This is a genomic window from Rosistilla carotiformis (genome assembly GCF_007753095.1).
GTDB lineage: Bacteria > Planctomycetota > Planctomycetia > Pirellulales > Pirellulaceae > Rosistilla > Rosistilla carotiformis.
In genome coordinates this window covers 3,137,808-3,161,725 of record NZ_CP036348.1, presented here as the reverse complement: position 1 = coordinate 3,161,725, position 23,918 = coordinate 3,137,808, and the positions used below count along the sequence as shown (strand labels likewise).

19 protein-coding genes are annotated in these 23,918 nt (G+C 58.0%); 8 read left to right on the top strand and 11 right to left on the bottom strand.

Features of this window, described 5'->3' with window-relative positions:
- Window positions 1-120: 120 nt before the first annotated feature.
- The 5 genes from Poly24_RS11545 to Poly24_RS11525 form a co-directional block, all read right to left on the bottom strand.
- Complete coding sequence (locus Poly24_RS11545; RefSeq protein ID WP_145094933.1) at window positions 121-978, bottom strand: SDR family oxidoreductase; 858 nt, start codon at window positions 976-978, stop codon at window positions 121-123.
- A gap of 135 nt (window positions 979-1,113) precedes the next feature.
- Window positions 1,114-2,118, bottom strand: coding sequence for an NADPH-dependent aldehyde reductase Ahr (ahr, locus tag Poly24_RS11540; protein WP_145094930.1), 1,005 nt, complete (start codon window positions 2,116-2,118; stop codon window positions 1,114-1,116).
- A gap of 217 nt (window positions 2,119-2,335) precedes the next feature.
- Entirely contained in the window at window positions 2,336-3,574 is a 1,239-nt protein-coding gene (locus Poly24_RS11535; RefSeq protein ID WP_145094927.1) for a hypothetical protein, read from the bottom strand.
- A 64-nt stretch (window positions 3,575-3,638) separates the two neighbouring features.
- Window positions 3,639-6,095: a DUF1549 domain-containing protein gene (locus Poly24_RS11530; RefSeq protein ID WP_145094924.1), complete on the bottom strand. Its 2,457-nt coding sequence runs from the start codon at window positions 6,093-6,095 to the stop codon at window positions 3,639-3,641.
- Between the two features lie 73 nt (window positions 6,096-6,168).
- Window positions 6,169-6,993 carry an enoyl-ACP reductase FabI gene (locus tag Poly24_RS11525; RefSeq protein WP_145094920.1) on the bottom strand — a complete coding sequence of 275 codons (825 nt, stop codon included), beginning with the start codon at window positions 6,991-6,993 and terminating at the stop codon, window positions 6,169-6,171.
- A gap of 215 nt (window positions 6,994-7,208) precedes the next feature.
- On the opposite strand from Poly24_RS11525, the gene Poly24_RS11520 reads away from it, so the two are divergent.
- Together Poly24_RS11520 and Poly24_RS11515 are read left to right on the top strand one after the other, a co-directional pair.
- On the top strand, window positions 7,209-9,161 hold the full coding sequence (locus tag Poly24_RS11520; protein WP_197452505.1) for a sigma-54-dependent Fis family transcriptional regulator: 1,953 nt from the start codon (window positions 7,209-7,211) through the stop codon (window positions 9,159-9,161).
- A 144-nt stretch (window positions 9,162-9,305) separates the two neighbouring features.
- Window positions 9,306-9,737 (top strand): peptidylprolyl isomerase, encoded by a 432-nt coding sequence (locus Poly24_RS11515; protein ID WP_145094899.1) that lies wholly within the window; start codon window positions 9,306-9,308, stop codon window positions 9,735-9,737.
- 359 nt (window positions 9,738-10,096) lie between these two features.
- On the opposite strand, the gene argF is transcribed toward Poly24_RS11515, so the two are convergent.
- From argF to argB, 3 genes are all read right to left on the bottom strand, one after another.
- Window positions 10,097-11,032, bottom strand: a complete 936-nt coding sequence (gene argF / locus Poly24_RS11510; protein WP_145094896.1) for an ornithine carbamoyltransferase — start codon at window positions 11,030-11,032, stop codon at window positions 10,097-10,099.
- A gap of 36 nt (window positions 11,033-11,068) precedes the next feature.
- A complete protein-coding gene (locus tag Poly24_RS11505; RefSeq protein WP_231753588.1) occupies window positions 11,069-12,280 on the bottom strand; it encodes an aspartate aminotransferase family protein in 1,212 nt (403 codons plus the stop codon).
- Window positions 12,281-12,365: 85 nt separating this feature from the next.
- Complete coding sequence (gene argB, locus Poly24_RS11500) at window positions 12,366-13,247, bottom strand: acetylglutamate kinase (RefSeq protein ID WP_145094893.1); 882 nt, start codon at window positions 13,245-13,247, stop codon at window positions 12,366-12,368.
- 406 nt (window positions 13,248-13,653) lie between these two features.
- On the opposite strand from argB, the gene Poly24_RS11495 reads away from it, so the two are divergent.
- From Poly24_RS11495 to Poly24_RS11470, 6 genes are all read left to right on the top strand, one after another.
- Window positions 13,654-14,388 carry an SDR family oxidoreductase gene (locus Poly24_RS11495; RefSeq protein ID WP_145094890.1) on the top strand — a complete coding sequence of 245 codons (735 nt, stop codon included), beginning with the start codon at window positions 13,654-13,656 and terminating at the stop codon, window positions 14,386-14,388.
- A gap of 96 nt (window positions 14,389-14,484) precedes the next feature.
- Window positions 14,485-15,402, top strand: coding sequence for an SMC-Scp complex subunit ScpB (scpB, locus tag Poly24_RS11490; RefSeq protein WP_145094887.1), 918 nt, complete (start codon window positions 14,485-14,487; stop codon window positions 15,400-15,402).
- A gap of 557 nt (window positions 15,403-15,959) precedes the next feature.
- Window positions 15,960-17,114 (top strand): DUF1559 family PulG-like putative transporter, encoded by a 1,155-nt coding sequence (locus Poly24_RS11485; protein ID WP_145094884.1) that lies wholly within the window; start codon window positions 15,960-15,962, stop codon window positions 17,112-17,114.
- 282 nt (window positions 17,115-17,396) lie between these two features.
- On the top strand, window positions 17,397-17,738 hold the full coding sequence (locus tag Poly24_RS11480) for a hypothetical protein (protein WP_145094881.1): 342 nt from the start codon (window positions 17,397-17,399) through the stop codon (window positions 17,736-17,738).
- 149 nt (window positions 17,739-17,887) lie between these two features.
- Window positions 17,888-19,126 carry a heparan-alpha-glucosaminide N-acetyltransferase domain-containing protein gene (locus Poly24_RS11475; RefSeq protein ID WP_145094878.1) on the top strand — a complete coding sequence of 413 codons (1,239 nt, stop codon included), beginning with the start codon at window positions 17,888-17,890 and terminating at the stop codon, window positions 19,124-19,126.
- Window positions 19,127-19,243: 117 nt separating this feature from the next.
- A complete protein-coding gene (locus Poly24_RS11470) occupies window positions 19,244-20,455 on the top strand; it encodes a heparan-alpha-glucosaminide N-acetyltransferase domain-containing protein (RefSeq protein WP_231753587.1) in 1,212 nt (403 codons plus the stop codon).
- 89 nt (window positions 20,456-20,544) lie between these two features.
- Here Poly24_RS11470 and Poly24_RS11465 read toward each other — a convergent pair whose 3' ends face one another.
- The 3 genes from Poly24_RS11465 to ahcY all read right to left on the bottom strand — a co-directional run bounded on the left by Poly24_RS11465 (window position 20,545) and on the right by ahcY (window position 23,670).
- Window positions 20,545-21,492, bottom strand: a complete 948-nt coding sequence (locus Poly24_RS11465; protein WP_145094872.1) for a DUF1559 domain-containing protein — start codon at window positions 21,490-21,492, stop codon at window positions 20,545-20,547.
- Window positions 21,493-21,670: 178 nt separating this feature from the next.
- Window positions 21,671-22,054, bottom strand: coding sequence for a hypothetical protein (locus Poly24_RS11460; protein WP_145094868.1), 384 nt, complete (start codon window positions 22,052-22,054; stop codon window positions 21,671-21,673).
- A 278-nt stretch (window positions 22,055-22,332) separates the two neighbouring features.
- Window positions 22,333-23,670, bottom strand: a complete 1,338-nt coding sequence (gene ahcY / locus Poly24_RS11455) for an adenosylhomocysteinase (protein WP_145094865.1) — start codon at window positions 23,668-23,670, stop codon at window positions 22,333-22,335.
- Window positions 23,671-23,918: the final 248 nt, after the last annotated feature.

Genomic DNA, 23,918 nt, shown 5'->3' with positions numbered 1-23,918 from the left:
AGACCACCGATCGTGCCGGAGATCCCACGAAGCCTTCCGCCACCCTGATGGTCCTTGGATCGGCTCGACGGCGTTCCATCATGATCGACAACGCATCCCGAAGCCGGTGCACATCGACGGCTAGCCGTTACTTTTTGCAATTCGCCCAAAGTAGTCATCCCAGCTTTCGTGCGGTCTCCCGGCCGCGGTTTCAAAGTCGCTCTTGTTGTTGGCGGCACCGTTGCGAATGCCTTCGTAGATTCCCGCAATCACATTGCCAAGAAAGTCACCAAGTTCCGCAATCCGTTCTTCGCGATACTCCGCAACGGACATCTCTCGGTAGATCAGGTCGGTGCCAAACGCAGCGTTCAAGTAATCGGCTAGCTGCGACTGAGTGATCGCTTCACCGTGCAGATTGTAAGTTTGCCCGTCGTGCTGATCTTGCGTGAGCATCGTCGCGTAGGCGACCGCCAGTTCGCCTCGCGTGGTATAGCCGCACAAGGCGTCGCCAGCACAATTGGCGATTTCGCCGCGCTGCTTATAGGTCTCGATGTAATCGACGTCCGGTTCGATGTAGATTCCATTGCGGCCAATCGCCCACAACATTCCGCTGCCACGCACGTCGGCTTCCGTCTGGCGATTGCTTTGCACAATCGGTGAAAACGCGGTCCCTTCCTCCGCCCCCTGGATGCTCGTGTAAACGATCTTGCGGACGCCAGCTTGCTTTGCCGCCTGGATCACGTTGCGATGCTGACCGATCCGCTTGTCGGGTGCGTCCATTCCCGACACCAACAGCACCGTGTCGACTCCTTGCATCGAGCGATCCAAGTCGCTTGGGGATTCATAATTGCCAGGACGGATCTCGACGCCAAGCGTTTCCGCTTTGCTGGGCGTTCGAGCCAATCCAACGACGCGATCGGCGCCGACGATTTCGACCGTGGCTCGAGCGATTTCCGCGCCCAACTGACCACTGGCCGCGGTCACTGCAATCTTGTTCATCAATAACTCCTTTACTCGAATCTTCCACCGCAACGGTTTTCACCCGATGCGCGCGATCGCCGCCGCCCGAAATGGCTGCATCGACGCAGCGCATTGCTCTTTGTCTCACACGGATGTTCCGTGTTGCCGTTTCAGCTAGGCTGTCAGCACCAGCCGATACCGGGGGGACCCATTGCGAAGCTTTTCAAACGCTTCGTTGATGTCCTGCATCGAATAGACTTCCGTCATCGGCGCGATCTTGTGTCGCGCCGCGAAGTCCAACATCGATCGGGTCGTCACGATGCTGCCGGTCGGCGACGATGAAAGGGACTTCTGCCCCATGATCATTGGCGATACCGATGCTTCGACTTTTGCGGCCGCCCCAACCGTGTGCAGCACTCCTCCCGGGGCGAGTGCGGCGATGTAGGCATCCCACGGCAACGCAGCGCTGGTTGTGTTTAAGATCAAATCAAACTTGCCGGCCTGCGCTTGGAGTTTTGGATCCTCTTCGGTCGCCACAAAGTGATCCGCCCCCAGTTTCCGGGCCTCTTCCTCTTTGCTGCGTCCACGGGAAATCGCGGTCACTTCGCAGCCCCACGCATCGCAAAACTGCAACGCCATGTGCCCCAGCCCGCCGATACCGACCACGGCAACTCGAGCAGTCGGCGAAAGGTTGTGTTGCATCAAGGGACTGAACACCGTCACGCCACCACACAACAACGGCCCCGCGGATGCCGCGTCGACTCCTTCGGGGATCTTGTTGGCCCAGCCCCAATGGCAACGCACGCGATCGGCGAACCCACCGTGTTGATGTGTAATCGTCCCTCGTGCATCACGACAAAGGTTTTGAGCGCCCGACAAGCATTCGTTGCAGTGCATGCAGCTGCGACTGGTCCATCCCAAGCCGACCAAGTCCCCGTCGGCTAGCCCTAGTGTGTGCGAGCCCAACGCGACAACGCGACCGATGACTTCGTGACCACCCACAAACGGGAACTGGGTAATCTGCCAATCGTTGTCGAGCATCGAAAGATCGCTGTGGCAGATGCCGCACGACTCCACTTCAATTTCGACATCATCCGGGCCAAGCTCTCCAGCGTCGTAGGCAAAAGATTCAAAGGGGCCACCGGGCTTGGTCGCTGCGTAGGCGTGAATCGTGGTCATTGACGTATCCTTGGTCTGAAACAATAAAACTGCCTATCGAAGCATACCGCCTCGACACACGTACGGTGAATTCACTTTAACGCAAATCGCCACGAGGCATCGCGGAAGTCGAGATCATTCTACTATCGTGTGAGCGCCGTGCCGCGTTCCCTTCGCGAATCCCAGCACAAGGGATTGGATAAACGTAGCGATCAAACAACGCCACATCCTAACGACACTAGCGCATGGCACGCGGCAAAGCGTTCAATTGATAGTGGCTCATTTGAAGTTTCAATTGATCAAGATTGCCGAACTCTTCGACAGTGCGTTGCCCGGTGCGTCGGTTCGAATCCGATTGAATCTCAATCCAAAAACCGTTGTTCAATTGGCTCTGTCGCAGAACCGCCAAAGCGACCCCCGTTTGAAATCGCGATTGCGGATAGATCGGCACCGACAAGCAAGCAATCGACCAACGATCCAAATTTACCTGACGCGTTCTCGATCCCTCAGCGACCGGTGTGGTGTGTGTGCGAAGCGACGGCGGCAACCGATCGACCACACGTTCGTCAACGAGCAACTTCACGCGACTATTGTGCGGCGCATACAACCCCCAGGCGAGCCAATGGTCGTAGAACCCAAACGGCTCCAACACCGGAGCCACGCTGACTGCGGCAAGCAGCCCTACCGCCAGTGGCTGCAGGTGGGTTGGCGGTTCCGACCGCAAAACCTCCTCCCTTTTGAGACTCCCTCCATTCTCCAGCTTCCAAAACAACAACCCAACCAAGGTCGCCGAGCATAGATTCCAGATCAGCACCCCCGGTTGATGGTTCAAGCCGAACGGTCCCAACAGAAGAAACAAGACGAGATGCATCGTGACCGCCATGCACACAGCAGGTCTTCGCGTGCGTGCAAAGATCAAAGCCACAGCGATCACGAGTTCGCCGACAGGAAAGCTTAACGTCGCTGCAACTTTCCACATCTCAGGCCAAGTCTCGATCGATCCTCCCGCCATCGCCACTAAACCGCCCAGGAACTCCCTTCCGGTCGTGTATACAAACTGATAATCCAATTTGCTGATCCCCGAAAACAGATAGATACTGACGACCAGCCCACGCATCATCCGCATCGCGACCGCCGCGCGACACAGCGCCATCGCAATCAGGAACCAAAAGATTTGGAAGGCCCAGGGCTGTAACCGGTGTTGGTCGGCCACAAACAACACGGCTAGGCAAGCCGCTGTCATCAGCATCGCGAACGATTGTCCCCGCGCCGTGCGGATCGATATCGTCAACACGCTGCCGATCACCATCAGCGTGGCCACGATACTATCGATCGATGTCGGCAGCGCGACCGCAAATCGAAACAATGGGACCTGGGGAAACGGACCTGGGGAAAACCACAATCGCCATGTAACTGCGACCAACAGTAACAAGCTGATTCCCACACCGCGGCGGACCCAATCGATTTGAGGACTCACAAAAATTAGACGTCTTGGAAATGGAGACACAGGAAAAGCCGATCGCGGGGCAACAACATTTGGCCTATCGAATCAGCAGAAATTCAGGCAACATGCAGATCGCCCACACAGCATCTTGCAGGCTCGCTTCGCTAGGCGGTGTGCCTATCGCTTCGGCAAACAGTCGCGATTCTTCCATCGTCGGCTCACGCGACAACGCAGCCATAAACAACCTCCGTACCAAAGCTTCGGTTGTCGGCTGCTGCTGCAAAAGGTGACGCGCTCCGGCGGCAAAGCTCTCCGCCAATTCAGCGTCGTTGGCAAGATCGATCGCTTCGAGCGTCGTCAATCGATCGGGCCGCATCGACACAATCTGTTCCCGCATCGGTCGCCCCAACGATTTCATCAGTGCGGTGTTCTTCATCAGCGAAGCCCGAACCGGAGGCAGATCGCCGTCTCCCAACGCGACGCGAGCTAACAGCGTACGCCCCTCCGCCTGGATCAAGCTTTTCCAAGCCGTCACGGCGGGAACGATTTCCGCGGGCCGCCAGTCGGTTGGAAGATCGGTAAGCTGCCCCTTGGTTTCTTTTGGCAACGTGTTACTGAATTGCCAAGAATCATCCGATGAGACCCGCTTGACGGTTCCATCGTCGAGCGTGATTTGAGCCTGAAAATAGAGGCCGGCTGGGTTGGGAGACGAACCCGCATTTTTGGCGATCACCAACAGCGTGTTTTCTCCTTCGTTTAGATGCTTCGAAAACGCGACCGTTTGCGGCCGTGTCCAATTGTCCCCCGCAGCGACGCGGCGTCCGTTGATGAACAGCCGGAACTCGTTGTCGCAGGTGAGCATCGCTCCGCCAGCTGCGACCTCGCCGGGTAGAGTGATCGTTTTCCGCAGCGCCACCTCGGCGCCCGCCGCGGGAGGCTGGACCTCCGACGCTCCCCAGATCCACTCTCCTTCCATGGCAATCGATTCCAACGCGTCCTTCCCGAGATTGCTCCTCACCACGGGCGCGTCAATTTTCTCTGGTCCACTGCCGGTCAATTGCCAGATCGCGTCGAGGAATTGTTCGGCCGTCATCCGCCGTGCTCGCGGGCCACGATAGACGTAGGTCTCCGACGATTCGGGCTGCGTCACCGATTCGGTTTGCGATTGATAAGCCTGGCTGGTGGCGATCCGTCTGAGAGTCGCCTTCAGATCAAAACCGTTGGCGATGAAGTCGCTGGCCAAATAGTCTAACAAGTCGACGTTCCAGGGCTCGTTTTGCATCGCGTCCAACGGATGCACGATCCCGCGTCCCATTAATCGATACCACAACCGATTGACAATCGTGCGCGCGAAGCGACCGTTTTCGCGGTGCGTCATCAAACCGGCCAGTTGATTCAGACGTTCCTCTCGTGGCGCGGCGGGATCGATCTGGCCAAGCTCTGGAAACATCCAAGCGGCTTCGGCCATCTGCCCCGTCGGTTTGTCACATCGATGCAGCTCAAGCGGTTGCGAAGCGTAGATCGCCGCCAGCCCGTACGCATCGCGCAACGTCCACCGATCGATGAAGCTGTCGTGACACGAAGCGCACTTCATGTTGATCCCGAGAAAGGATTGCGAAACACTCTGCGCGAACTGAATCTCTAGCGTCTGCCCGGCGCTCACTTCGCCCCGCCACTTGATGCCGTCGATATAACCGCGGCTCTCGTCCGTCGGCGGCGCGATCAATTCGCGGGCCATTTGGTCGAACGGCTTGTTCGCCAGCAGCGCAGCGTACAACCAACCGCTGACCTGTTTGCGACCGCCGGTGATGAAGCCCGTACCGCTGTAGTCGTTACGCAGCAGATCGTTAAAAAAGGTCAGCCAATGTTCGGCATAAGCGAACCGCTCGGCCAACAGTTCATCGATCAAGCGGTCCCGTTTATCGGGCGCTTCGTTTGCCAAAAACTCAACCAGCCGCTGTGGCGTGGGAAGCAGGCCGACCAAATCGAGATGCACACGACGCGCGAACGTTGCGTCATCGATCGGCAACGGACGGGGCAAGTCGTTGCGTTGCAGATCGGCGTCGAGAATTCGGTCGATCGGATTCGACCGACCGTCCACCGCCGCGGGAAGTTCCGGCACGCGAGGCTTTAGCGGCGGATCGTAGCTGTTGATCGCGAAGGTTAGATCGTCGTCCCAGGGCAATCCCGCAGCGATCCAACGCCGCAGCGTCGCCACTTCGGCAGCCGATAAACGGGCTCGATCCGACGGCGGCATCTGCGTGTCGGGATCCGACGAGGTCACCAGGCCGAGAAGATGCGAGGCGTCGGGCGATGCGATTTCGACCATTTGCGAACCGATCAGGTCAGCGCGCGTGTTGATCGAAAAATCCCCTTCGCGTTCCCGTCCACCATGGCACGTGACACAGTGCTGCTTGAGGATCGGAACGACTTCGTGGGCGAAGTCGATCTTTCCATCATCGGCTCGCCCACCACCGGCGGCTGTCAAAACCAGCCACACGCAGACGGAAAACGGTTGGAGATCAAAGCGGCGACGTGAAGTCCTGCGTTTCATTTCCAAAGCACTCCCGCGTGCGCGGCTTGGGTGGGGGCGATCCTTTCTTTACCGACAGTGTAATCGCCGGCGGCTAGCTCTGCTGTTGCTTGATCTTGTCCAACAGTCGGCCGGGGCTTCCCATCGAGTGGTATCCACCATCGATGTGCAGGATCTCGCCGCTCACACCTTGGCTGGCCGGGCTCAGCAAGAACGCCCCCGTTTTGCCAACTTCGCCGTGCGTGACATTACGTCCCAACGGGGCCATGTGCTCGTACAGCGCCAGCATGTCGTCGACACCCGCCGCCTTGCCGGCCAGGGTTCGCACGGGGCCTGCGCTCAATGCGTTCACGCGAACGCCTTGCTGTCCCAAATCGTAGGCCAGGTAACGCATCGTTGCATCGAGCGCCGCTTTGCAAATACCCATCACGTTGTAACCGGGCACACACTTTTCGCCACCGTAATAGGTCATCGTCGCGACCGAAGCCCCGGGAGCCAGGATCGGACGCGCCGCGTTGCAAACAGCGATCAAGCTGTAAACGCTGATGTCCATCGCCAACTTAAATCCGTCGCGGCTGGTTTCGATCGTCTCGCGGCCCAAGTCAGCACGATCGGCGAACGCAATCGAATGCAACAAGAAATCGATCGTCCCGAATTCTTCTTTTGCCTTGGCCATGATGCCAGCGATCTGAGCGTCGTCCGAAACGTCCAACGGTTCCAGGAACTTGGCACCTGGATAATTGTCGGTCAGCTTGCTGACGCGGGTTCGGTTCTTGCGTCGCTCGTCATCGGGACGATCAGGCAGGTGCGTAAATCCGACTTCCGCGCCGCCATCGAGCAATTCTTGAGCGATCGCCCAAGCGATCGAATGGTCGTTGGCGACTCCCAATACCAAGCCCTTCTTTCCAGTAAAATCCATCGCGACGTTCTGTCCTTTCTTTAAGCAATGCGAAATGCAATTCCAATCCAGGGCGGGGCATTGGTCCCGACATCGCTGGATGCTACCTCGATAAAATCAATCGTTAAGATAACAATCGAGCACCTAAAACGTCTATCAGGCCAGTCGTGTTAATGACGCGGACGTCGCCCGAACTGGCCGGGCTCCTCGTCTCACGAAAGCACCCCAATCGCGAAATGCCAAGCAAAACCGACTATTTATCGTCACATTGGCCTCCGGTCGTTCGCGAGCTGGGCTGTGAATTACTCCGCCAACTTGCTGCGGGCGAACCATTCCAACCGACTTTTTATCCCGCCATCAGCGGCGTCTTGGCTGATTTTCGCCCCGGCGCGATCGCGATTGTGCGACAGCGGGGCAAAGACTGGAGCCCGGAACCAACCTTCAACGTGGATTCCGATTTCCGACTCGCGGCGGTTCCCGAAGTCGTGATCTCAGCGGCGCTCGACGCTCCGTTCCTCCTCCACGACAGTGGTTGGGTCGCTGCGGCGATCGATTCCAACGACACGGCTCCTGGTCTTCTCGTTGTTCAAGTGCCCCGTTCGGCGGTCAAGCAAGCCGACGCATTGCGGCCGCTCCTGATTGGTCTGGCCCAATTGGCGGGCCTACTGATTCAAATCGCAGGTAACGAAACCGCTCGCGATGCGGAGATCCAGCGTTTGACAACGATGTTAGAAATCGCCGCCACGTGGCAGCAGCAACGCGATTGGGCGGAACTGCTGGAATCGATGGCCGAAGCGGCAACGCAATTGTTGGACGCCCAGCGGGCCAGCATCTTCTTGTGGGACCGACGTCGCTCGCTGTTGGTTGGTCGGCCCGCGATGGGCGTCGAAGGGGGGCAATTGGAAGTCGATGATTCGGCGGGGATCGTCGGCGCGGTGCTCAGTTCCGGAATTGCCAAACGCTGGGATGGGTCCGACAGTGAATCCGAGGTCAACCGCAAGCCCGACGCACAACTTCAATTCCAGACGACATCGTTGGTCGCGGTTCCTTTGAACAACCGCAACGGCAAGCGGATGGGAGTGTTTGAAGTCCTGAACAAACGCGATGGCCGCTTCACCGAGCAAGATGAACACGTGCTGCAGGAGCTGGCGGTGCATGCCGCCGCGGCGATCGAAAACTCACAAGAACGCGAGCGGTTGGCGCAGAACTGCGATCAATTGGCGCTCGCCGCCGCGGAGAACGTGCAGGTGATCGGCGAAAGCGCAGCAGTCGTGGCGCTGCGCAAAACGACCGATCGAGTCGCGAAAACCGATCTCTCGGTGCTGATCCTGGGCGAAAACGGAACGGGCAAAGAGGTCTTGGCCCGTTCGATCCATCTGACCGGCCCCCGCCGCCGCGAACCGTTCATCGCGGTCAATTGCGCAGCAATCGTGGAAACGCTTCTCGAAAGCGAATTGTTCGGCCACGAAAAAGGCGCCTTTACCGATGCCCATGAAGCGCGGGCGGGAAAGTTTGAGATCGCCAATGGGGGCACCTTGTTCCTGGACGAAATCGGCGACATGAGCCTCGGTGGCCAAGCGAAACTGCTGCGGGCGTTAGAGGAAAAGGTGATCGTTCGTGTCGGCGGCTTCACGTCGATCAACACCGATGTCCGCGTTCTCGCCGCAACCAATCAACCCCTAGCCGAACTGGTCCGCCAGAAACGCTTTCGCGAGGATCTCTACTTCCGCCTGAACGTCGTCACGTTGAAGCTTCCGGCGCTCCGTGAGCGGGGTGATGACATCCTGCTGCTGGCGCAACACTTTCTCGAAGACTTTGCTCACAAGCAGGGGCACCGCGTTCCCACCCTCTCCTCCGCCGCCCAGCAGGCGCTTAAGTCCCATCCATGGCCCGGCAACATCCGAGAACTACGGAACCTGATCGAACGTGTCAGCTATTTATGCAGCTCGGATATCATCCAAGCTTCGGACCTCACCTTTTCGGCCAGCCCGAGCGATCAGTCCGATTCGCAGCGTTTAGCGCATAAATCGCTCAACGAAGCAACTCGTCAATTCCAGATCCAACACATCCAATCCGCGATCCAACGCGCCGGGCACAATATGACCGAAGCGGCTGCGATGTTGGGCGTCCATCGGTCCAATCTGTATCGCAAAATGAAGCAATTGGATCTGGAAACGATGGACGATTGATGGGTTCCCCGACTTTGCATCGGGCCCGCATGACAGGTTGTCGGTGTCGCCCACACCCTTTAAGCTGACGCCTAAATCAAACCTGTATTCCACACTGGCAGAAGATATTCCTCTGCTCGTTCAACTCCCAGCCGGAGCGTTCCGTTGAAAATTGCAACATTTGAAACCACTAAGGGTAAAATCCGAATTGAACTGTTCCCCGAACAGACACCAAAGACCGTTGAAAACTTCGAAACGTTGGCTGGCAAGGGCTATTATGACGGTCTGAAGTTTCACCGCGTGATCCCCGACTTCATGATCCAAGGCGGCTGCCCACTGGGAACCGGAACTGGCGGCCCCGGCTACAATTTCGAAGACGAATTTGTGCCCGAATTGCGTCACGATGGTCCCGGTGTCCTGTCGATGGCCAACGCCGGCCCGAACACCAACGGATCGCAATTCTTCATCACCCACGTCGCATGTCCTCACTTGGACGGCAAGCACAGCGTGTTTGGTAAAGTGATCGAAGGCCAAGACGTTGTCGATTCGATCGCGCAAGGCGACACGATGGACAAGGTGACGGTTTCGGAAGAGTAGAGACCGATACCCGGCGCGTCGAAATTCCATCTCGACGTAACAAAAATCCAGCGGCGGCGCGGTTTCCCAGCCGCTGTCGGCGGCCCTGTTCGTCGGCGCCGCCGTTGTAACCTGGTTCGTTCCGCGTCCTGAGGACCGATGTCCAGCCGACGTTGACTCGGCTGCGGAACGCTTCGACGCAAACTCGCCGCCAGCGGTACCGCGAGTTCGGGCAACGCGCGGCAGCCCCAAGTCTATAGAGCGAAGCAGGCGCTGCGACAATCATTCAGGGAAGCAGCGGCGCGCGAGACGCACGACCGATGAATGTACGCGTTGGAACAGCGGCTAATCGAGAGCCGCTGTTCTTCGTTGAAGCGTGCTTACTTGACGTTTTCCGCGATCCAGTTCGGTTCCAGCAGCCACACCAGCAACGCCTTTTGAGCGTGCATGCGGTTGCCTGCTTGCTGGACGATCGCACTCTGCGGGCTTTCGATCACCCCTTCGGTGATCTCTTCGCCGCGAACGGCTGGCAGGCAGTGCAGGATTTGGCACTCCTTGGGAGCGGCTGCCTGCAGCGCTTCGTTGACTTGATAGTCTTGGAAGATCTTGACGCGTTCGGCTCGTTCGTCCTCTTGTCCCATGCTGGTCCAGACGTCGGTGTAGATCGCGTCGGCATCGGCTACCGCAGGCATCGGGTCGCGAACCTGCTGGATTTGCGCGTTGGGATATTCCTTGCGAATCCGCTCGATCCACGGCGTGTCGATCTCGTAGCCGGCGGGGCAAGCCAAGGTGAATTTCGCGTCCAGCATCGCGCAGATCAGGGCCAAGCTACGGGCGACGTTATTGCCATCGCCGACAAAGACCATGTGTTTGCCAGCGCAGGTGCCAAACGTCTCAAGGATCGTCAGCATGTCCGCCAGTGCTTGGCAGGGATGCGAGAGGTCGGTGAGTCCGTTGACGACCGACAACGCATTAAACTGAGCCAATTCTTCGACGCGGTCGTGCGCTTTGGCTCGGCAGACGACGACGTCCAGATACTGACCGATCACGCGCGTGAAATCGCTTACCGATTCCCGGGTCTTCCAACCGACATCCGAACCGAGGAACAGGCTCGATCCGCCCAGTTGAGCCATCCCGGCTTCAAAGCTGACGCGAGTCCGCAGGCTCGGTTTTTCAAACAGCAGCCCCAACACGCGGCCAGGCAAAATCGGCGTCCGGTCCCCTTCGGCCAGCCGCGTTTTAAGTGTGAGCGCAGTCGCCAGGATTTGTTTGACTTCGGCCGGCGAGAGATCAAATAGCGTGCGTAGGTGACGCATCTTCGGATCCTTAAAATCAGATAATCGGACGGATAATTAGGCTTCGATCGATTCGCGACCAACCGCTTGCAATGCTTCGGCGATCAGATCCAGACCACGCTCCGCATCGGCGAGCTCTAGATTCATCGCGGGCAGCAACCGCAAGATGTTCCCTTGGGTGCAATTGATCAGCAGACCCTGTTTCATGCATTGAGCGACGATGGGTGCGCCTTCGATATCCAGTTCGATACCGATCATCAACCCGGCAACGCGGGCTTGGCGTACGAATTCAAACTGATCGACCAACGCATTGGCCTTCTCTTCGATCAATTGACTCAATTGCTTCGCATGATCCAACAGGCCTTCGGATTCGATCGTTTCGATCGCTGCGATTCCAGCAGCTGCCGCGATCGGATTGCCGCCGAAAGTCGATGCATGGGTGCCTGGTTTCAGGCTCGCGGCGATCTCGGGACGGGCCATCATCGCTCCGCCAGCAACGCCACCGCAAAGCGATTTGGCGAGCGTCATGATGTCCGGTTCAACACCAAAATATTGGTACCCAAACCACTCGCCGGTCCGGCCGCATCCGGTTTGAACTTCATCAAAAATTAGCACCAGGCCGTGTTCGTCGGCCAATTCGCGAAGCCCTTGCAGGAACCCGTCGGGAGGAATCTGAACGCCCCCTTCCCCTTGAATCGGTTCCAGCATGATCGCACAGGTTTGATCGCCGACCGCCTCGCGAACCGCAGCCAGATCGCCGAACGGGCAATAGGTGAATCCAGCGACCAACGGGCCCAGACCTTCGTGATACTTTGGTTGAGCCGTAGCGGTCAGAGCGCCAAGGGTTCGGCCGTGGAAACCGCCGGTGAAGGTGATGATCTTGTAGCGTTCGGCGGGCGTGTGCAGCCGCGCCAGCTTGATCGCCGCTTCGTTCGCTTCGGCACCGCTGTTGCAGAAAAACGCTTGGCCACCAAAGCTTCGCTCGCTCAACAGCTGAGCCCACTGGCCCTGTTGTTGCATGTACCAGGTGTTCGGAACGTGGATCAATTCGGCGACCTGCTTTTGAACCGCTTCGACGATTCGCGGTGGGCAGTGCCCCAACAGATTGCAGCCCCAGCCCGGGAACAGGTCCAAATACTCTTTGCCTTCGCTGTCCCAGACCTTCGAACCCTCACCGCGGACCAAGTTCACGGGGTAGCGAACGTAGTTGGGGATCACATATTGATCGAACAATTCCACGGTGTCGGACGACGACAAGTAATCACTCAAAGGACGATGCTCCACGCTCGGAAAATAGGGAAAGCGATAAAGAGAACAAAGGGACGCGGCGGGTTCGCCAAAATGTCCCGCGACGTTATTGAATCGGCATCCGTTGCTTGACGATCTCGGTGCCGATGCCGCTGGTCGTATAGATTTCCAGCAACAGGGAGTGCCGTAGTTTGCCGTCGACGATATGGACTTTGCCCACGCCACGGTCGAGCGTCTCGAGACAGGCTTCGACTTTCGGGATCATTCCGGCTTCGATCACGCCCGATGCGATCAGCTCTTTGGCTTCGTCGCTGGTCAGGGAGCGGATCGTCGTGTCGGGATCGTCTTTGTCCATCCGGACGCCGTTGACGTCGCTTAAGAAGATCAACTTCTCGGCTCCCAACGCTTGGGCGACAGCCATCGCCGCGGTGTCGGCATTGACGTTCAACGGATTGCCGTCGGGACCCTCGCACATCGAAGGGATCACGGGGACCTGGTTGGTATAAGAGAGGCTCTCGATCACGTGGCGGTCGACATCGGTGACGTAACCGACGGCGCCGAGATCGGCTTCGCCTTCGAGTTGCAGCTTTTTGCCTCGCAAAACACAGGTCGTGTCGAAGCTCAGGTTCATCGCCCGGCCTCCCATCCGTTCGACTTCCTGCGTGATCATCGTGTTGGTTTCGCCGGCCAACACCTTGCGGACGATCTGCAGCGTAGCGGGATCGGTCACGCGGCGTCCTTTAATGAAGACCGGTTCGATCCCCTCGGCGGCCAACGCTCGATTGATCGCCTTGCCGCCGCCGTGCACGATCACAGGGCGCATCCCGACGGTTTCCATAAAGATCACGTCCAACAGGATGTGACGGAGCGCTTCGGTATCGTCCAACAAGCTGCCGCCGAGCTTGATGACGGTTGTCTTACCTCGGAATTGACGGATCCAGCCCATCGCTTCGATTAAGGTGTCCGCTTTGGCAATTGCCTGATCCACACTGGCTCCTTCGCGCCGGAACATTGACGACGCCTACGGGTGGCTATCGTCGCATTCGATTGGGTCGAGGAAAAACGTGCTAATGTACGCCCCCAATGGTTTCTCTGTCAATCCAGAGCACCCTGGGGTGGGCCGATGGCTGTCGCCAGCGCCATTCGCTTTTCAAAACTGGAGCGTCTCTGCAAATGACAACCCGGCGCGTTAGCGAGCGGCCTTGTGCATTCCTCGCTTACGCGTCGGGTTGCCCGGATTGCCTAACCCTCAACCGTGATCTGCGTTGTCGCCGAGCGTCGGTATTCGGGATCTCCCCAGTCGCTATATTGAAGACCTTATCGCCCATTGGAGCTCGCCAGCGGATTCGCTGGTGTTGTGTAAATTCGTACATCGGGAACAGGGATTCGACAGGATGAGTGTTTTAAAGGATAAGGTCGCCGTCGTCGTCGGTGGCGGGACGGGGATCGGTGCGGGAATCGCTCGCGGGTTTGCCGAAGCGGGCTGCCGCGTGGTGATTGCTGGACGGCGAATCGAAACGTTGCAAACGTTTGCCGATTCGATCGCGTCGCCGCACCCAATCGCTGTCCGTTCGGCGGATGTCGCCGATCGCGAGAGTGTCGACTCGCTGTTCGCTTGGGTGGCCGAGACGATCGGCCCTGTCGATATCGTCTGCAACGCGGCGGGGATCAACATCGCGACCCGTTCGATGGCTCAGATGCAGCCGGAGCAGTGGGACCAAGTTTTGGCGATCAACGCAACCGGCGGGTACAACGTGATGAATGCGGTGCTGCCCGCGATGCGAGCGCGCCGCGATGGGCTGATCATCAACATCTCCAGCATCGCCGGAAAACGTGCGATCCAGCTTGGCGGGATCGCTTATTGTGCCAGCAAGTTTGCCATGACCGCGATGGGAACGGCCGCGTCGAACGAAGTCCGCGACGAGGGGGTACGAATCACCAACGTCTATCCGGGCGAAGTCAATACGCCGCTGTTGGACAAACGCCCCAATCCGGTCAGCCAAGAGCATCGCGATTCGATCCTGCAACCGGAGGACTTTGGTGCGCTGATGGTCTCGATCGCCTCGCTGCCACCGCGTGCCCACGTGCCGGAAATCGTTCTGAAGCCGACGACTCAAGAATGGTTTTAAGCAATTAGGTCCCTCCGCCAACCTGCAGAAACCGCGACGCAATCTCGCGGTCTATGATCTTCGTTTCAAACGAACCCCGCTTAGAGTGTGATCAACATGGATGACAAGAACACTGACGACGAGGAACGAGAAGGTAAAGCCGAAGTCGACGATGAACTTGTCGATGCGCTAGACGAGTCGGGAGAAGACGAAGCGGAAGACGAAGCAGAAGACGAAGCAGAAGACGAAGCAGAAGACGAAGCAGAAGACGAAGCAGAAGACGAAGCAGAAGACGAAGCAGAAGACGAAGCAGAAGACGAAGCAGAAGACGAAGCAGAAGACGATTTTTCGTTGGACGATCTCGGGGCTGCGTATGCCGAGGCGATGGTCGAAGCGGGGCTGATGCCCGAACCGCCGCCCGTTGAAGAGGGGGGAGGCGAAGCGACTGACGAGGACGCGGCGGCCGATATAGCGCCGATCGAGGAACAACCGATCGAGCCGCCGACTCCCGAAGGAATCGTCGAGGCGGCATTGTTCATCGGGCACCCCGAAAACAAGCCGTTGACGGCAAAGGAACTTGCACGCGTGATGCGCGATGTGAGTCCGAAGGAGGTTGAATCGATCATCGAATCGCTCAACGCCATCTACCGCGAGGATGGTCATGCGATGCGGATCGACAAGGAGCAGGGGGGCTACCGGATGTTGTTATCTCCCGAGGTCGACGCGGTCCGCCGCGTTTTTTACGGCAAGGTCCGCGAGGCGCGACTGTCACAGGTCGCGCTGGAAATTCTAGCCTTGGTCGCCTACCAGCCCGGCATCTCGGCCCCCGATCTCTCCAACCAGCGCGGCCGCGATTGTGGCCCGCTGTTGAATCAATTGGTCCGTCGGCGATTGTTGGATGTCACGCGTGAGAAAGCGGAAGGGGAAGGCCGTGCGGTCCCCCGGTACTACCCAACGCAACGGTTCCTGAACCTATTTGGTTTGGGCAGTCTCGAAGACCTTCCACAGGTCGACGAAGACGTGCTGCCAATGTGAGGCACAAGCTGCCTCATGTCTCAGTTGCGACGCTCCGATGCTGGAACGCTGGTGAAGGCGGCTGCGGATTCGGTAGATCCGATGAAGATTGGCTCCGTGAGAAAAAAAATTCAGCGTTTGTGTCGCTCGCTGATGGTTCTTTGGTGGGCTGCGTCTGAAGAGCTACAGAACGCGGGCGCCGCGGTGCGTCGCGCAATTGTTGGGTGGAACCAAAGGATCTCGGTTGCGGAGGTTCACCCGCTATTCACGGAGGATAATGGCGAACTCGCGACCCCTCCTTTGGGCTGGGCGCTGCGTGTTCCCGTAAAATGCCATGTTAGGTTTCGCGAGCTTCTTCCGCGAATGCAAGGCTCTTGAATGGACGTGAAACCATTACTTTGGGGCAGCGCTTCGCGCGGATTTCAAATTTCAGTGCAGAGAATTCTCTTGACTGATCCGGGTTATCGAATCTAATCAGCGTTGAGATGTCGGACACGATGCATTCAGCGTCGCGTCCCCACTCACTGCAAGCGCTCGCTTCGCAACTATTCTTTAATCTATCGATTCGGAGTCATGACATGTCTAGTGTCCAAGGTCCGCGTTTCCGAAAGGCAGGCTTCACGCTTGTCGAGTTGCTGGTCGTGATTGCGATCATCGGCATTCTTGTTGGTTTGCTATTGCCAGCGGTTCAATCGGCTCGAGAAGCCGCTCGCCGGATGCAGTGCACCAACAACATGAAGCAGTTTGGGATCGCGATGCACACGTTCCACGATGTTTACAAGGCGTTCCCGATGGGCGACGTGCCGCGGGCGGCCGGCGATGGCTACATGTATGTGCAAACCCATGCGACGATCGCGTTGCTGCCGTTCATGGAACAGACGGCGTTGCAAGACGCGCCTGGCGTCAACGAAGACTGGTACGACGCGGCCGCGAGTTCGGACATCGAAACGGTTGTATTGGAGACAGCGATCTGCCCTTCGGCGACCAACGGTCCGACGAACCCGGTTGCTCAATGGGGACCTGCGGGAGATGAAATCCATTCGCCCGGCATCGGCGTGCCATCTTTTGGCGCAATGCATTACGCCTTCTGCAAAGGCGTCAACGATTCATGGGCTGTCGATTGGGACCGCGCCGACCAGCAAGCTCCTGGGTTCATTTTGCCCGCCGACGGCCGGCCGCAGCGTGGATCGAAAAAGGGCTATTTGAACGGTCCGATTCCGGCATCCGAAAAAGGGATGTTTAATCGTGGTATGAAAGTTAGGATTGCGGAAGTCACCGACGGAACAAGCAACACGTTTGCCATGGGCGAAGCGGCGGGCGGATCCGCCTGGCCACTGTGTCGTGGTGTCAATTGCACCAATCCTGATTTCGGTGGACAGCGATTCGAAGCCAACTTTGGCTGGTTGGTTGGCCAGCCCGGAGATGAGGATCTGCCGAGCGTGCTGGGAACCAATGCCTTTGGTTGCACGATGGAACGCTTGAACAAATGGCCTGTCACCGACAGCTATATGGCGTTAGATTCTGGAGGGAGCCGCACAACACAGCAACGCGACACGACCAGCAGCGCCAACGGCGGCCTCAACAGCACGTCGAACTTCCGCAGCCAACATCCGGGCGGCGGGATGTTTCTGTTGGCTGATGGTGCGGTGCGGTTTGTCAGCGAGACGATCGACATGACGATCTACCGCAGCAGTTCGACGATCGGCGGCGGTGAAGTCGTCACCGGACTGTAGAGCTAGGCGAGCCGTGCAGCTGCGTTGCACAAACTTGGACCAAGGGCCGCCGCATCGATCGACGAATGCGGCGGCACTTGGCTTCGTGCAATCCATTGGGGCCGCGTGAATGTAGCCGTTTGGCTAATGGTTATTTGAGCCAGCGCGTTCGTCGCTGTCTTCTTCGTCCAGTTGAATGCTCGTCATCTTTGCGGGCTTTAAAAAATTCAGGAAGTCCGCTGCGCGTAAGCCACCGGAGCGCCGCCGTTGCGGTTGCGTTATCTATCACGAGGATGTCGATCCATGTTGCGAATTGTTTTGTTGAGTGTCCTTTTCTCTGGCGGCCTAAGTCTCGTCGGTTGTGGCGGGGATCCCGAGCCGACGGCGACGGAACCTCAGGCTCCAGGGCAGATGGCCAAGAGTGATGAGGAGAAGATGGAGTACTTAATCGAGATGCTCCATCGCAAAAACAGTGAAAAGAAGAACGCTCAAGCAGCACGCGAGCTAGGGCGGATGGGAGCATTTGCGAAGGGAGCGATTCCAGAGCTGGAAAAAGCGATTCAGCAGACATCGGACGACAAAGTTCGCTCCGATGCACAAGCGGCGATCCAAGAGATTGAAACCGCAGCCGCCTCGACGCAATAATAGCTTCCGCTGATGTTGTACATGTGGTCGCGCGACGCCGCTCGCGGGATCGCCTGCGCCAACTCGCACCCATTCTGCTGCAACCAGCCGAACGATGAACCTCTTGCCCCCGGCAAGCGACCTTCCTTTACCGGGCGACGAACGCACTCATGACGGCAGCCATTCAAACCATTCCCGCTGCCGTCGAAGGATCGGAAGCTCGCAAGCGGATCGTGTCGTTGGATCAGTTCCGCGGCTACACCGTTGTCGGCATGTTGTTAGTCAATTTCCTGGCCAGCTTTTCCGTCTCGCCAGCGGTGTTGAAGCACCACCACGATTACTGCAGTTATGCCGACACGATCATGCCGCAGTTTTTGTTTGCGGTTGGGTTTGCCTTTCGATTGACGTTTGGTCGACGGGTGCAACGCGATGGCGCCGCGGCGGCCAACTGGCGGATGGTGCGGCGATTGTTGGGGCTGATGCTCGTCTCGATCGTGATCTACAACGTCTCGCCTCCGGCAAGCACCTGGGAAGAGTTGGTTGCGTTGGGGCCGGCGGGGATCCTGCCGGAACTGCTGAAGCGGAACTGGTTTCAAACGCTGATGCATATCGCAGTGACTTCGCTGTGGATCCTGCCGGTGATCGCCGCCACCGTGCGGGTTCGGTGCTTGTGGATGGTGGGCAGTGCGATCGCGCATGTGCTGCTTTCGTATTGGTTCAACTACACGTGGGTGAACACCAGTCCCAATGGGATCGATGGCGGGCCGCTGGGCTTCTTGACTTGGTCGGTTCCGACCGTGATGGGGACATTGGTTTGCGACGCTGTCATGTCCGGAGCCGCTCGGCCGCCGCTGATGCGTCTGGCCAGTTGGGGCTGCGGTTTGATGCTGCTTGGTTACGCAATGTCGTGCGGAACGCGAATGTACGACGTGACGCCGACACTGCCGATCTCGGCGAGCGATTCCAAATTGGCGGACGATCCGGTGCTGCCAACCGCGGCGCAGTTTGATCGTTGGTGGAATGCGACGGCGTGGAGCGATCGATTGGCCGAGCCGCCGTTTGTGGCGCCCCCCGACCAGTCGCATCGCAAATGGAACTATTGGATGATGAGCCAACGCGGCGGGACGCTGTCGTACGTGACGTTCTGCGCTGGAGTTTCGGTGCTGGTTTATCTGCTGTTCTACATCGCGTGCGATCGGTTCACGCTGCGTTGGTCGTTCTTCCAAACGTTTGGAACCAATGCGTTGGCGGCGTACGTGTTGCACGAAATGGTCGGGATGGCGGTCAAGCCATTTATTCCCAAAGACTCGCCCGGCTGGTATGTAGCATCGGGACTGCTGCTGTTTTTTCTGATCACGTGGACGTTTGTCCGCAGTCTGGAGAAGCAGAAGATCTTTCTGCGGCTGTAGCTTTCTCGGATTCGCGTTTGCCTTGCTTCTTTTCTCTTCTCTCGTCAGGTGCATTCGATGTCTTCAGCCGCGGTAGATCCGGTGGCGACCAGGGCACGGTCGACTCGCGTTGTTTCGATGGACCAGTTCCGTGGCTATGCCGTTGCGGGAATGTTTGTCGTCAATTTTTTAGGCGGGCTGTCGATCACGCACCAAGTGCTCAAGCACAATAACACGCACTTCAGCTGGGCCGATTCGATCATGCCCGGTTTCCTGTTTGCCTGCGGTTTTTCCTATCGGCTGTCGGTGATCAAGAAGGTTGCGAAAGCGGGCCGCCGGGCGACGTGGATCGGCATGCTGCGTCGTTCGCTCGGATTGGTGCTACTGTCGTTGGTGCTGTACGGATTGGGCAGCAGTTTCAAAACGTGGGCAGACGTCGATTCGGCGGCGGTGCATAAGTTTATCGCCGAACTTATCAAAGCAGATTTGTGGGAGGTGTTGGCGATCATCGGTGTCACCCAGTTGCTGCTGTTACCGGTGATCGAGTGCTCGCCGCGGGTGCGATTGGCGATCGCGATCGGACTGTCGATCGCGCACATCGCGTTGTCGGGATGGTTCAATTATTGGTTCGTCTATGGCCAACCAAACGGGTTTGATGAATGGATGGGAACAACGGGGCGCCGCGCGTGGGACGGCGGTTGCTTTGGCTTGATCAGCTGGAGCGTGGTGATGCTGGCCGGCTCGTTGGTCTATGACCTGATGGCAACTCAATCGATCCGCCGCGCCGTCGGCGTGCTGCTTGTCAGCGGAGCCGTCATGATGGGGCTGGGCTATGCCGTTTCTTGCCTGACGACGCTTTACGATGTCCGCGAAACGAACGCGGTTCCGGTGGTCAGCGACAAAGACGAAAGGTTTGCCGCGTCGCCGGTCGTCCCGCCGTGGGCGAACTTGGAAGGTCGATCGTGGGCATCGCTGTTGGCGGAAGCTCCGTTTGTGGAGCCGCCGGGAACCGAGCAGCGAAAGCTGAACTACTGGATGATGGACAAGCGAGTTGTCACGCAAAGCTTCATCTGGTTTTCAATCGGAATGACCTGTGTGGTCTACGCGATGTTTGTACTCGCCTGTGATCTGGGCTCGCTGCGCGTGGGGCTGTTTACGCTCTTTGGCCAGAACGCTTTGGTCGCTTACGTGATCCATCACCCGGTCGCCGAGATGGTCTTGCAGGTCGTCCCCAAAGACGCGCCGCTGTGGTGGGCGACGACGGGGCTGTTGATCTATTTCTTGATCACTTGGTTGCTGGTCTCGGCATTCGCCAAAGCGTTTACGCCGGCGAGGCCAGTAAAGTCTTAACGATTCGCCCGGCAGCGCGATCGGTGTCGCAGCTGTAGCGTTTCCCGACGCCGTTGGTTTTCAAGCGGCGCCGGGATGGAAGCAGCTTGTTAGAAGCTGGCGTTCTGGATCGGTTCGCCACCTTGGCGAGTCGACAGCGCGCGGTAGACGTCCAGGTCGATCGTGTCGCTGATCATTCGGACCGAGCCATCGGCCAGAGTGAAGTGAGCTCCGGTGACATGTTCGCTGCTGAAGTCTTCGAAGTGCATGTGCTCCGAATTGGGCGAGTGGTCGGTGACGCCGACGACGCGTGCTTCGGGCTCGGCAGCTTCGGGGATGACGCCGTGCCAGATCGCACTTCCCAGGCGACCGAAGCGTTCGCCAACCATCATCGTGCTGCTGGTGCCATCGACAAAGTCGCGGAAACGCAAGCGGCTGTCGGCGAAAAACGCACCGTCGCCGCGATAAGGATTGTCATGAATCTCAAACGACCCGAAGACGCCGACGTAGTTCGACTTCGATACGGTGAACAGATGAGGGCCGTCGTGATCGACGCTTTCAACAATCACACTGCTCATCGCATACGAGGCTGGGGCGACGACGCTGGCACTGTGCGAGTGGACATGGCCGCCAGAGCCCTCGGCGATCAAGAACTGATCGGGGGCGATGTCACTAGGGCAGATGTACATCGAAAGGACCGTTTCGCGAACGGCATCGTGGACGCTGTCTTCGATCGGCAATCGGAAGTCGATCTGCTCATAGACATTGTTCTGCTCGGCGAACGGCAGGATTGCGGCGGCCCAGCCCCAGCCCGGTTCAAACTCCCCTTGGTAGCTGATCCAGCCGGCGGGGAACTGGCGGAACGAATCGTGGTAGTTGTGAAGGGCTAGGCCGATTTGTTTGCAGTTGTTTTTGCACTGGGTTCGTCGTGCGGCGGCGCGAGCGGCTTGCACGGCGGGGAGCAACAAGGCGACCAGGATTCCGATGATCGCGATCACGACCAACAGTTCAACCAGCGTAAAGCCGCCGCGAGGGCGTGCGTGTTTTGAGGACAACATCAATGGCTTCTTATCAATGAATGAGATAATAGGTATTCGGATGAACTCGGATCGCAGGAACCGAATTCGGTTTCCTAGGGCGATCGAGCAGCGGCGCGCAGCAGATCTTTTGGGGATCTAAACGGAGGCTATCGCGCAGACAGACTTCCAGCGGATGCGTTAGCATCGCTAGCGATACCTAGACGCGCGGCGGTCCGCGCGGTGAATAAGAAGCAACGTTTTCGTTGGGATACCCTACGGATGTCGTAGGGCCGTCCAGTGCGATCGCGTCGTCCGCAGCAAGCCGCTGCGGTGAGGCGATCGTTGGATTGGCGTGCGAATAGAAATCGCAAAGGGCACAAGCTCCATCACAGTCCGTCGCAAAACCGGCAACCGAATCAGTCGGTGCCGCCTCGTGACAACATCCATCGTGACAGACGGACTTTTCCGTTGGACAGTTGGCGTGCGAGCAATCGCCGTGACCGTGCAGCCCAAAGATCGGGGCATAATGCATTCCCGGCCCACCTGCAAATAGCAGGAAGTAGAGCAGCAGCGTCGATAATCGAGCGCGTGGGGAATGCAACGGACAGGTCTCGGAGTGAATGAAGCTTCTTTTTAGTATCAACGTGCCGGCTGAGAAGTCAATCGCAGCTGGCTAAGATTTCACGTCGGCCCAGATTGACTTTGGAAACCTCTACGGCAGCGGGAGCCAAATCGTTCGGGCGGCGGGATCGCGGAGGCGATAAAAACAACGGCCGCGCGTTTCGCAACGCGCGGCCGTGTCGTCATTTGTTCAACGCTGGATCGGGTGTCGGAAACGCCCCCAAATGAAGGCGTTCACAGGTCCCCGATCGATGTCGATTAGTAGCGGTAATGGTCGGGCTTGTAAGGGCCTTCAACCGGCACGCCCATGTATTCCGCCTGGTCTTCGGTCAGCTTGGTCAACTTCACGCCCAGCTTGTCCAAGTGCAAGCGAGCGACTTCTTCGTCCAAACGCTTCGGCAGCAAAACGGTTTTGACTTCGTATTGATCGGTGTTCGACCACAGTTCCATCTGAGCCAAGCATTGGTTGGTGAACGAGGTGCTCATCACAAAGCTTGGGTGTCCGGTCGCACAGCCCAAGTTAACCAGGCGGCCTTGAGCCAGAACGATGACCGAGTGGCCGTCGGCGAAGGTGTAGCGATCGACGGCACCGATGTCCGCTGGTTTGATGTTCAGCTTGGTGACCTTGCCCGCAGCGACTTCACGCTCCAACCACGCGATGTCGATTTCGGTGTCGAAGTGACCGATGTTGCAGACGATTGCATCGTTGGGCATCGCAGCCATATGCTCGCCCAGGATGATGTCCTTGTTACCGGTGGTGGTGACGAACAGGTTGCCTTCTTTGGCGGCGTTGTCCATCGTGGTGACTTCGAAGCCTTCCATCGCAGCTTGCAGCGCGTTGATCGGATCGATTTCGGTGACGATCACGCGGCAACCGTAGCGTTGCAGGCTGTGGGCACAGCCCTTTCCGACGTCACCGTAACCGGCGACGACAGCAACTTTGCCCGCCAACATGATGTCGGTGGCTCGCTTCACGCCGTCAGCCAGCGATTCGCGGCAGCCATACAGGTTGTCGAACTTGCTCTTGGTCGCCGAGTCGTTGACGTTGATCGCAGGAACTTTCAACAGGCCCTTCTTCTCAAGGACTTGCAGGCGGTGGATACCGGCGGTCGTCTCTTCGCTGATACCGCGGATATCGTCCAGCAGTTCGGGGAAGCGTTCGTGAACCATCGCGGTCAAGTCGCCGCCATCGTCCAGGATCATGTTCAGTTTTTCACCGCTTGGGAAAGTCAGTGTTTGTTCGATGCACCAATTGAATTCCTCTTCGGTCATTCCCTTCCAAGCGTAGACGGGAATACCAGCGGCAGCGATCGCGGCAGCGGCATGGTCTTGGGTGCTGAAGATGTTGCACGAGCTCCAAGTCACGTCGGCGCCCAGTTCGACCAGGGTCTCGATCAAAACAGCGGTTTGGATCGTCATGTGCAAGCAGCCAGCGATGCGAGCGCCAGCCAGAGGCTTCGATTTGCCGTACTTTTCACGCAATGCCATCAAGCCTGGCATTTCGTTTTCGGCCAGCATGATCTCTTTGCGACCAAATTCGGCCAGCGAAATATCTTTGACTTTGTAAGCTTCTCTGGTCATTTCAGCTTGTGACATTCGTTTGAACTCCTGAGTCGTGCCCCTTCGGAAAGCATCGTGGCGGTCGAAGGGAAAATTGTAGGAAGATAGACAGCCTCGGTGCAGCCATCGCTTGAACCGCCAGCGGCCTACATTTACCTTACCGGTAAAATTTGAGGGGCTTCACATCGGCAGCATATCATAAAGGTTGCTCGAGGTGCATGGCGGTAAACGCCCGCCACGACTGCTAAACGGATTTAGTCGCTGCCATGAAGCCAGCCAGCCTT

Bases quoted from the DNA above. Each gene is read 5' to 3' on its own strand.
- Poly24_RS11545 (WP_145094933.1), bottom strand. From the start codon at position 978: ATGAACAAGATTGCAGTGACCGCGGCCAGTGGTCAGTTGGGCGCGGAA.
- ahr (WP_145094930.1), bottom strand. From the start codon at position 2,118: ATGACCACGATTCACGCCTACGCAGCGACCAAGCCCGGTGGCCCCTTT.
- Poly24_RS11530 (WP_145094924.1), bottom strand. From the start codon at position 6,095: ATGAAACGCAGGACTTCACGTCGCCGCTTTGATCTCCAACCGTTTTCC.
- Poly24_RS11525 (WP_145094920.1), bottom strand. From the start codon at position 6,993: ATGGATTTTACTGGAAAGAAGGGCTTGGTATTGGGAGTCGCCAACGAC.
- Poly24_RS11520 (WP_197452505.1), top strand. From the start codon at position 7,209: ATGCCAAGCAAAACCGACTATTTATCGTCACATTGGCCTCCGGTCGTT.
- argF (WP_145094896.1), bottom strand. From the start codon at position 11,032: ATGCGTCACCTACGCACGCTATTTGATCTCTCGCCGGCCGAAGTCAAA.
- Poly24_RS11495 (WP_145094890.1), top strand. From the start codon at position 13,654: ATGAGTGTTTTAAAGGATAAGGTCGCCGTCGTCGTCGGTGGCGGGACG.
- scpB (WP_145094887.1), top strand. From the start codon at position 14,485: ATGGATGACAAGAACACTGACGACGAGGAACGAGAAGGTAAAGCCGAA.
- Poly24_RS11485 (WP_145094884.1), top strand. From the start codon at position 15,960: ATGTCTAGTGTCCAAGGTCCGCGTTTCCGAAAGGCAGGCTTCACGCTT.
- Poly24_RS11480 (WP_145094881.1), top strand. From the start codon at position 17,397: ATGTTGCGAATTGTTTTGTTGAGTGTCCTTTTCTCTGGCGGCCTAAGT.
- Poly24_RS11475 (WP_145094878.1), top strand. From the start codon at position 17,888: ATGACGGCAGCCATTCAAACCATTCCCGCTGCCGTCGAAGGATCGGAA.
- Poly24_RS11470 (WP_231753587.1), top strand. From the start codon at position 19,244: ATGGACCAGTTCCGTGGCTATGCCGTTGCGGGAATGTTTGTCGTCAAT.
- Poly24_RS11465 (WP_145094872.1), bottom strand. From the start codon at position 21,492: ATGTTGTCCTCAAAACACGCACGCCCTCGCGGCGGCTTTACGCTGGTT.
- ahcY (WP_145094865.1), bottom strand. From the start codon at position 23,670: ATGTCACAAGCTGAAATGACCAGAGAAGCTTACAAAGTCAAAGATATT.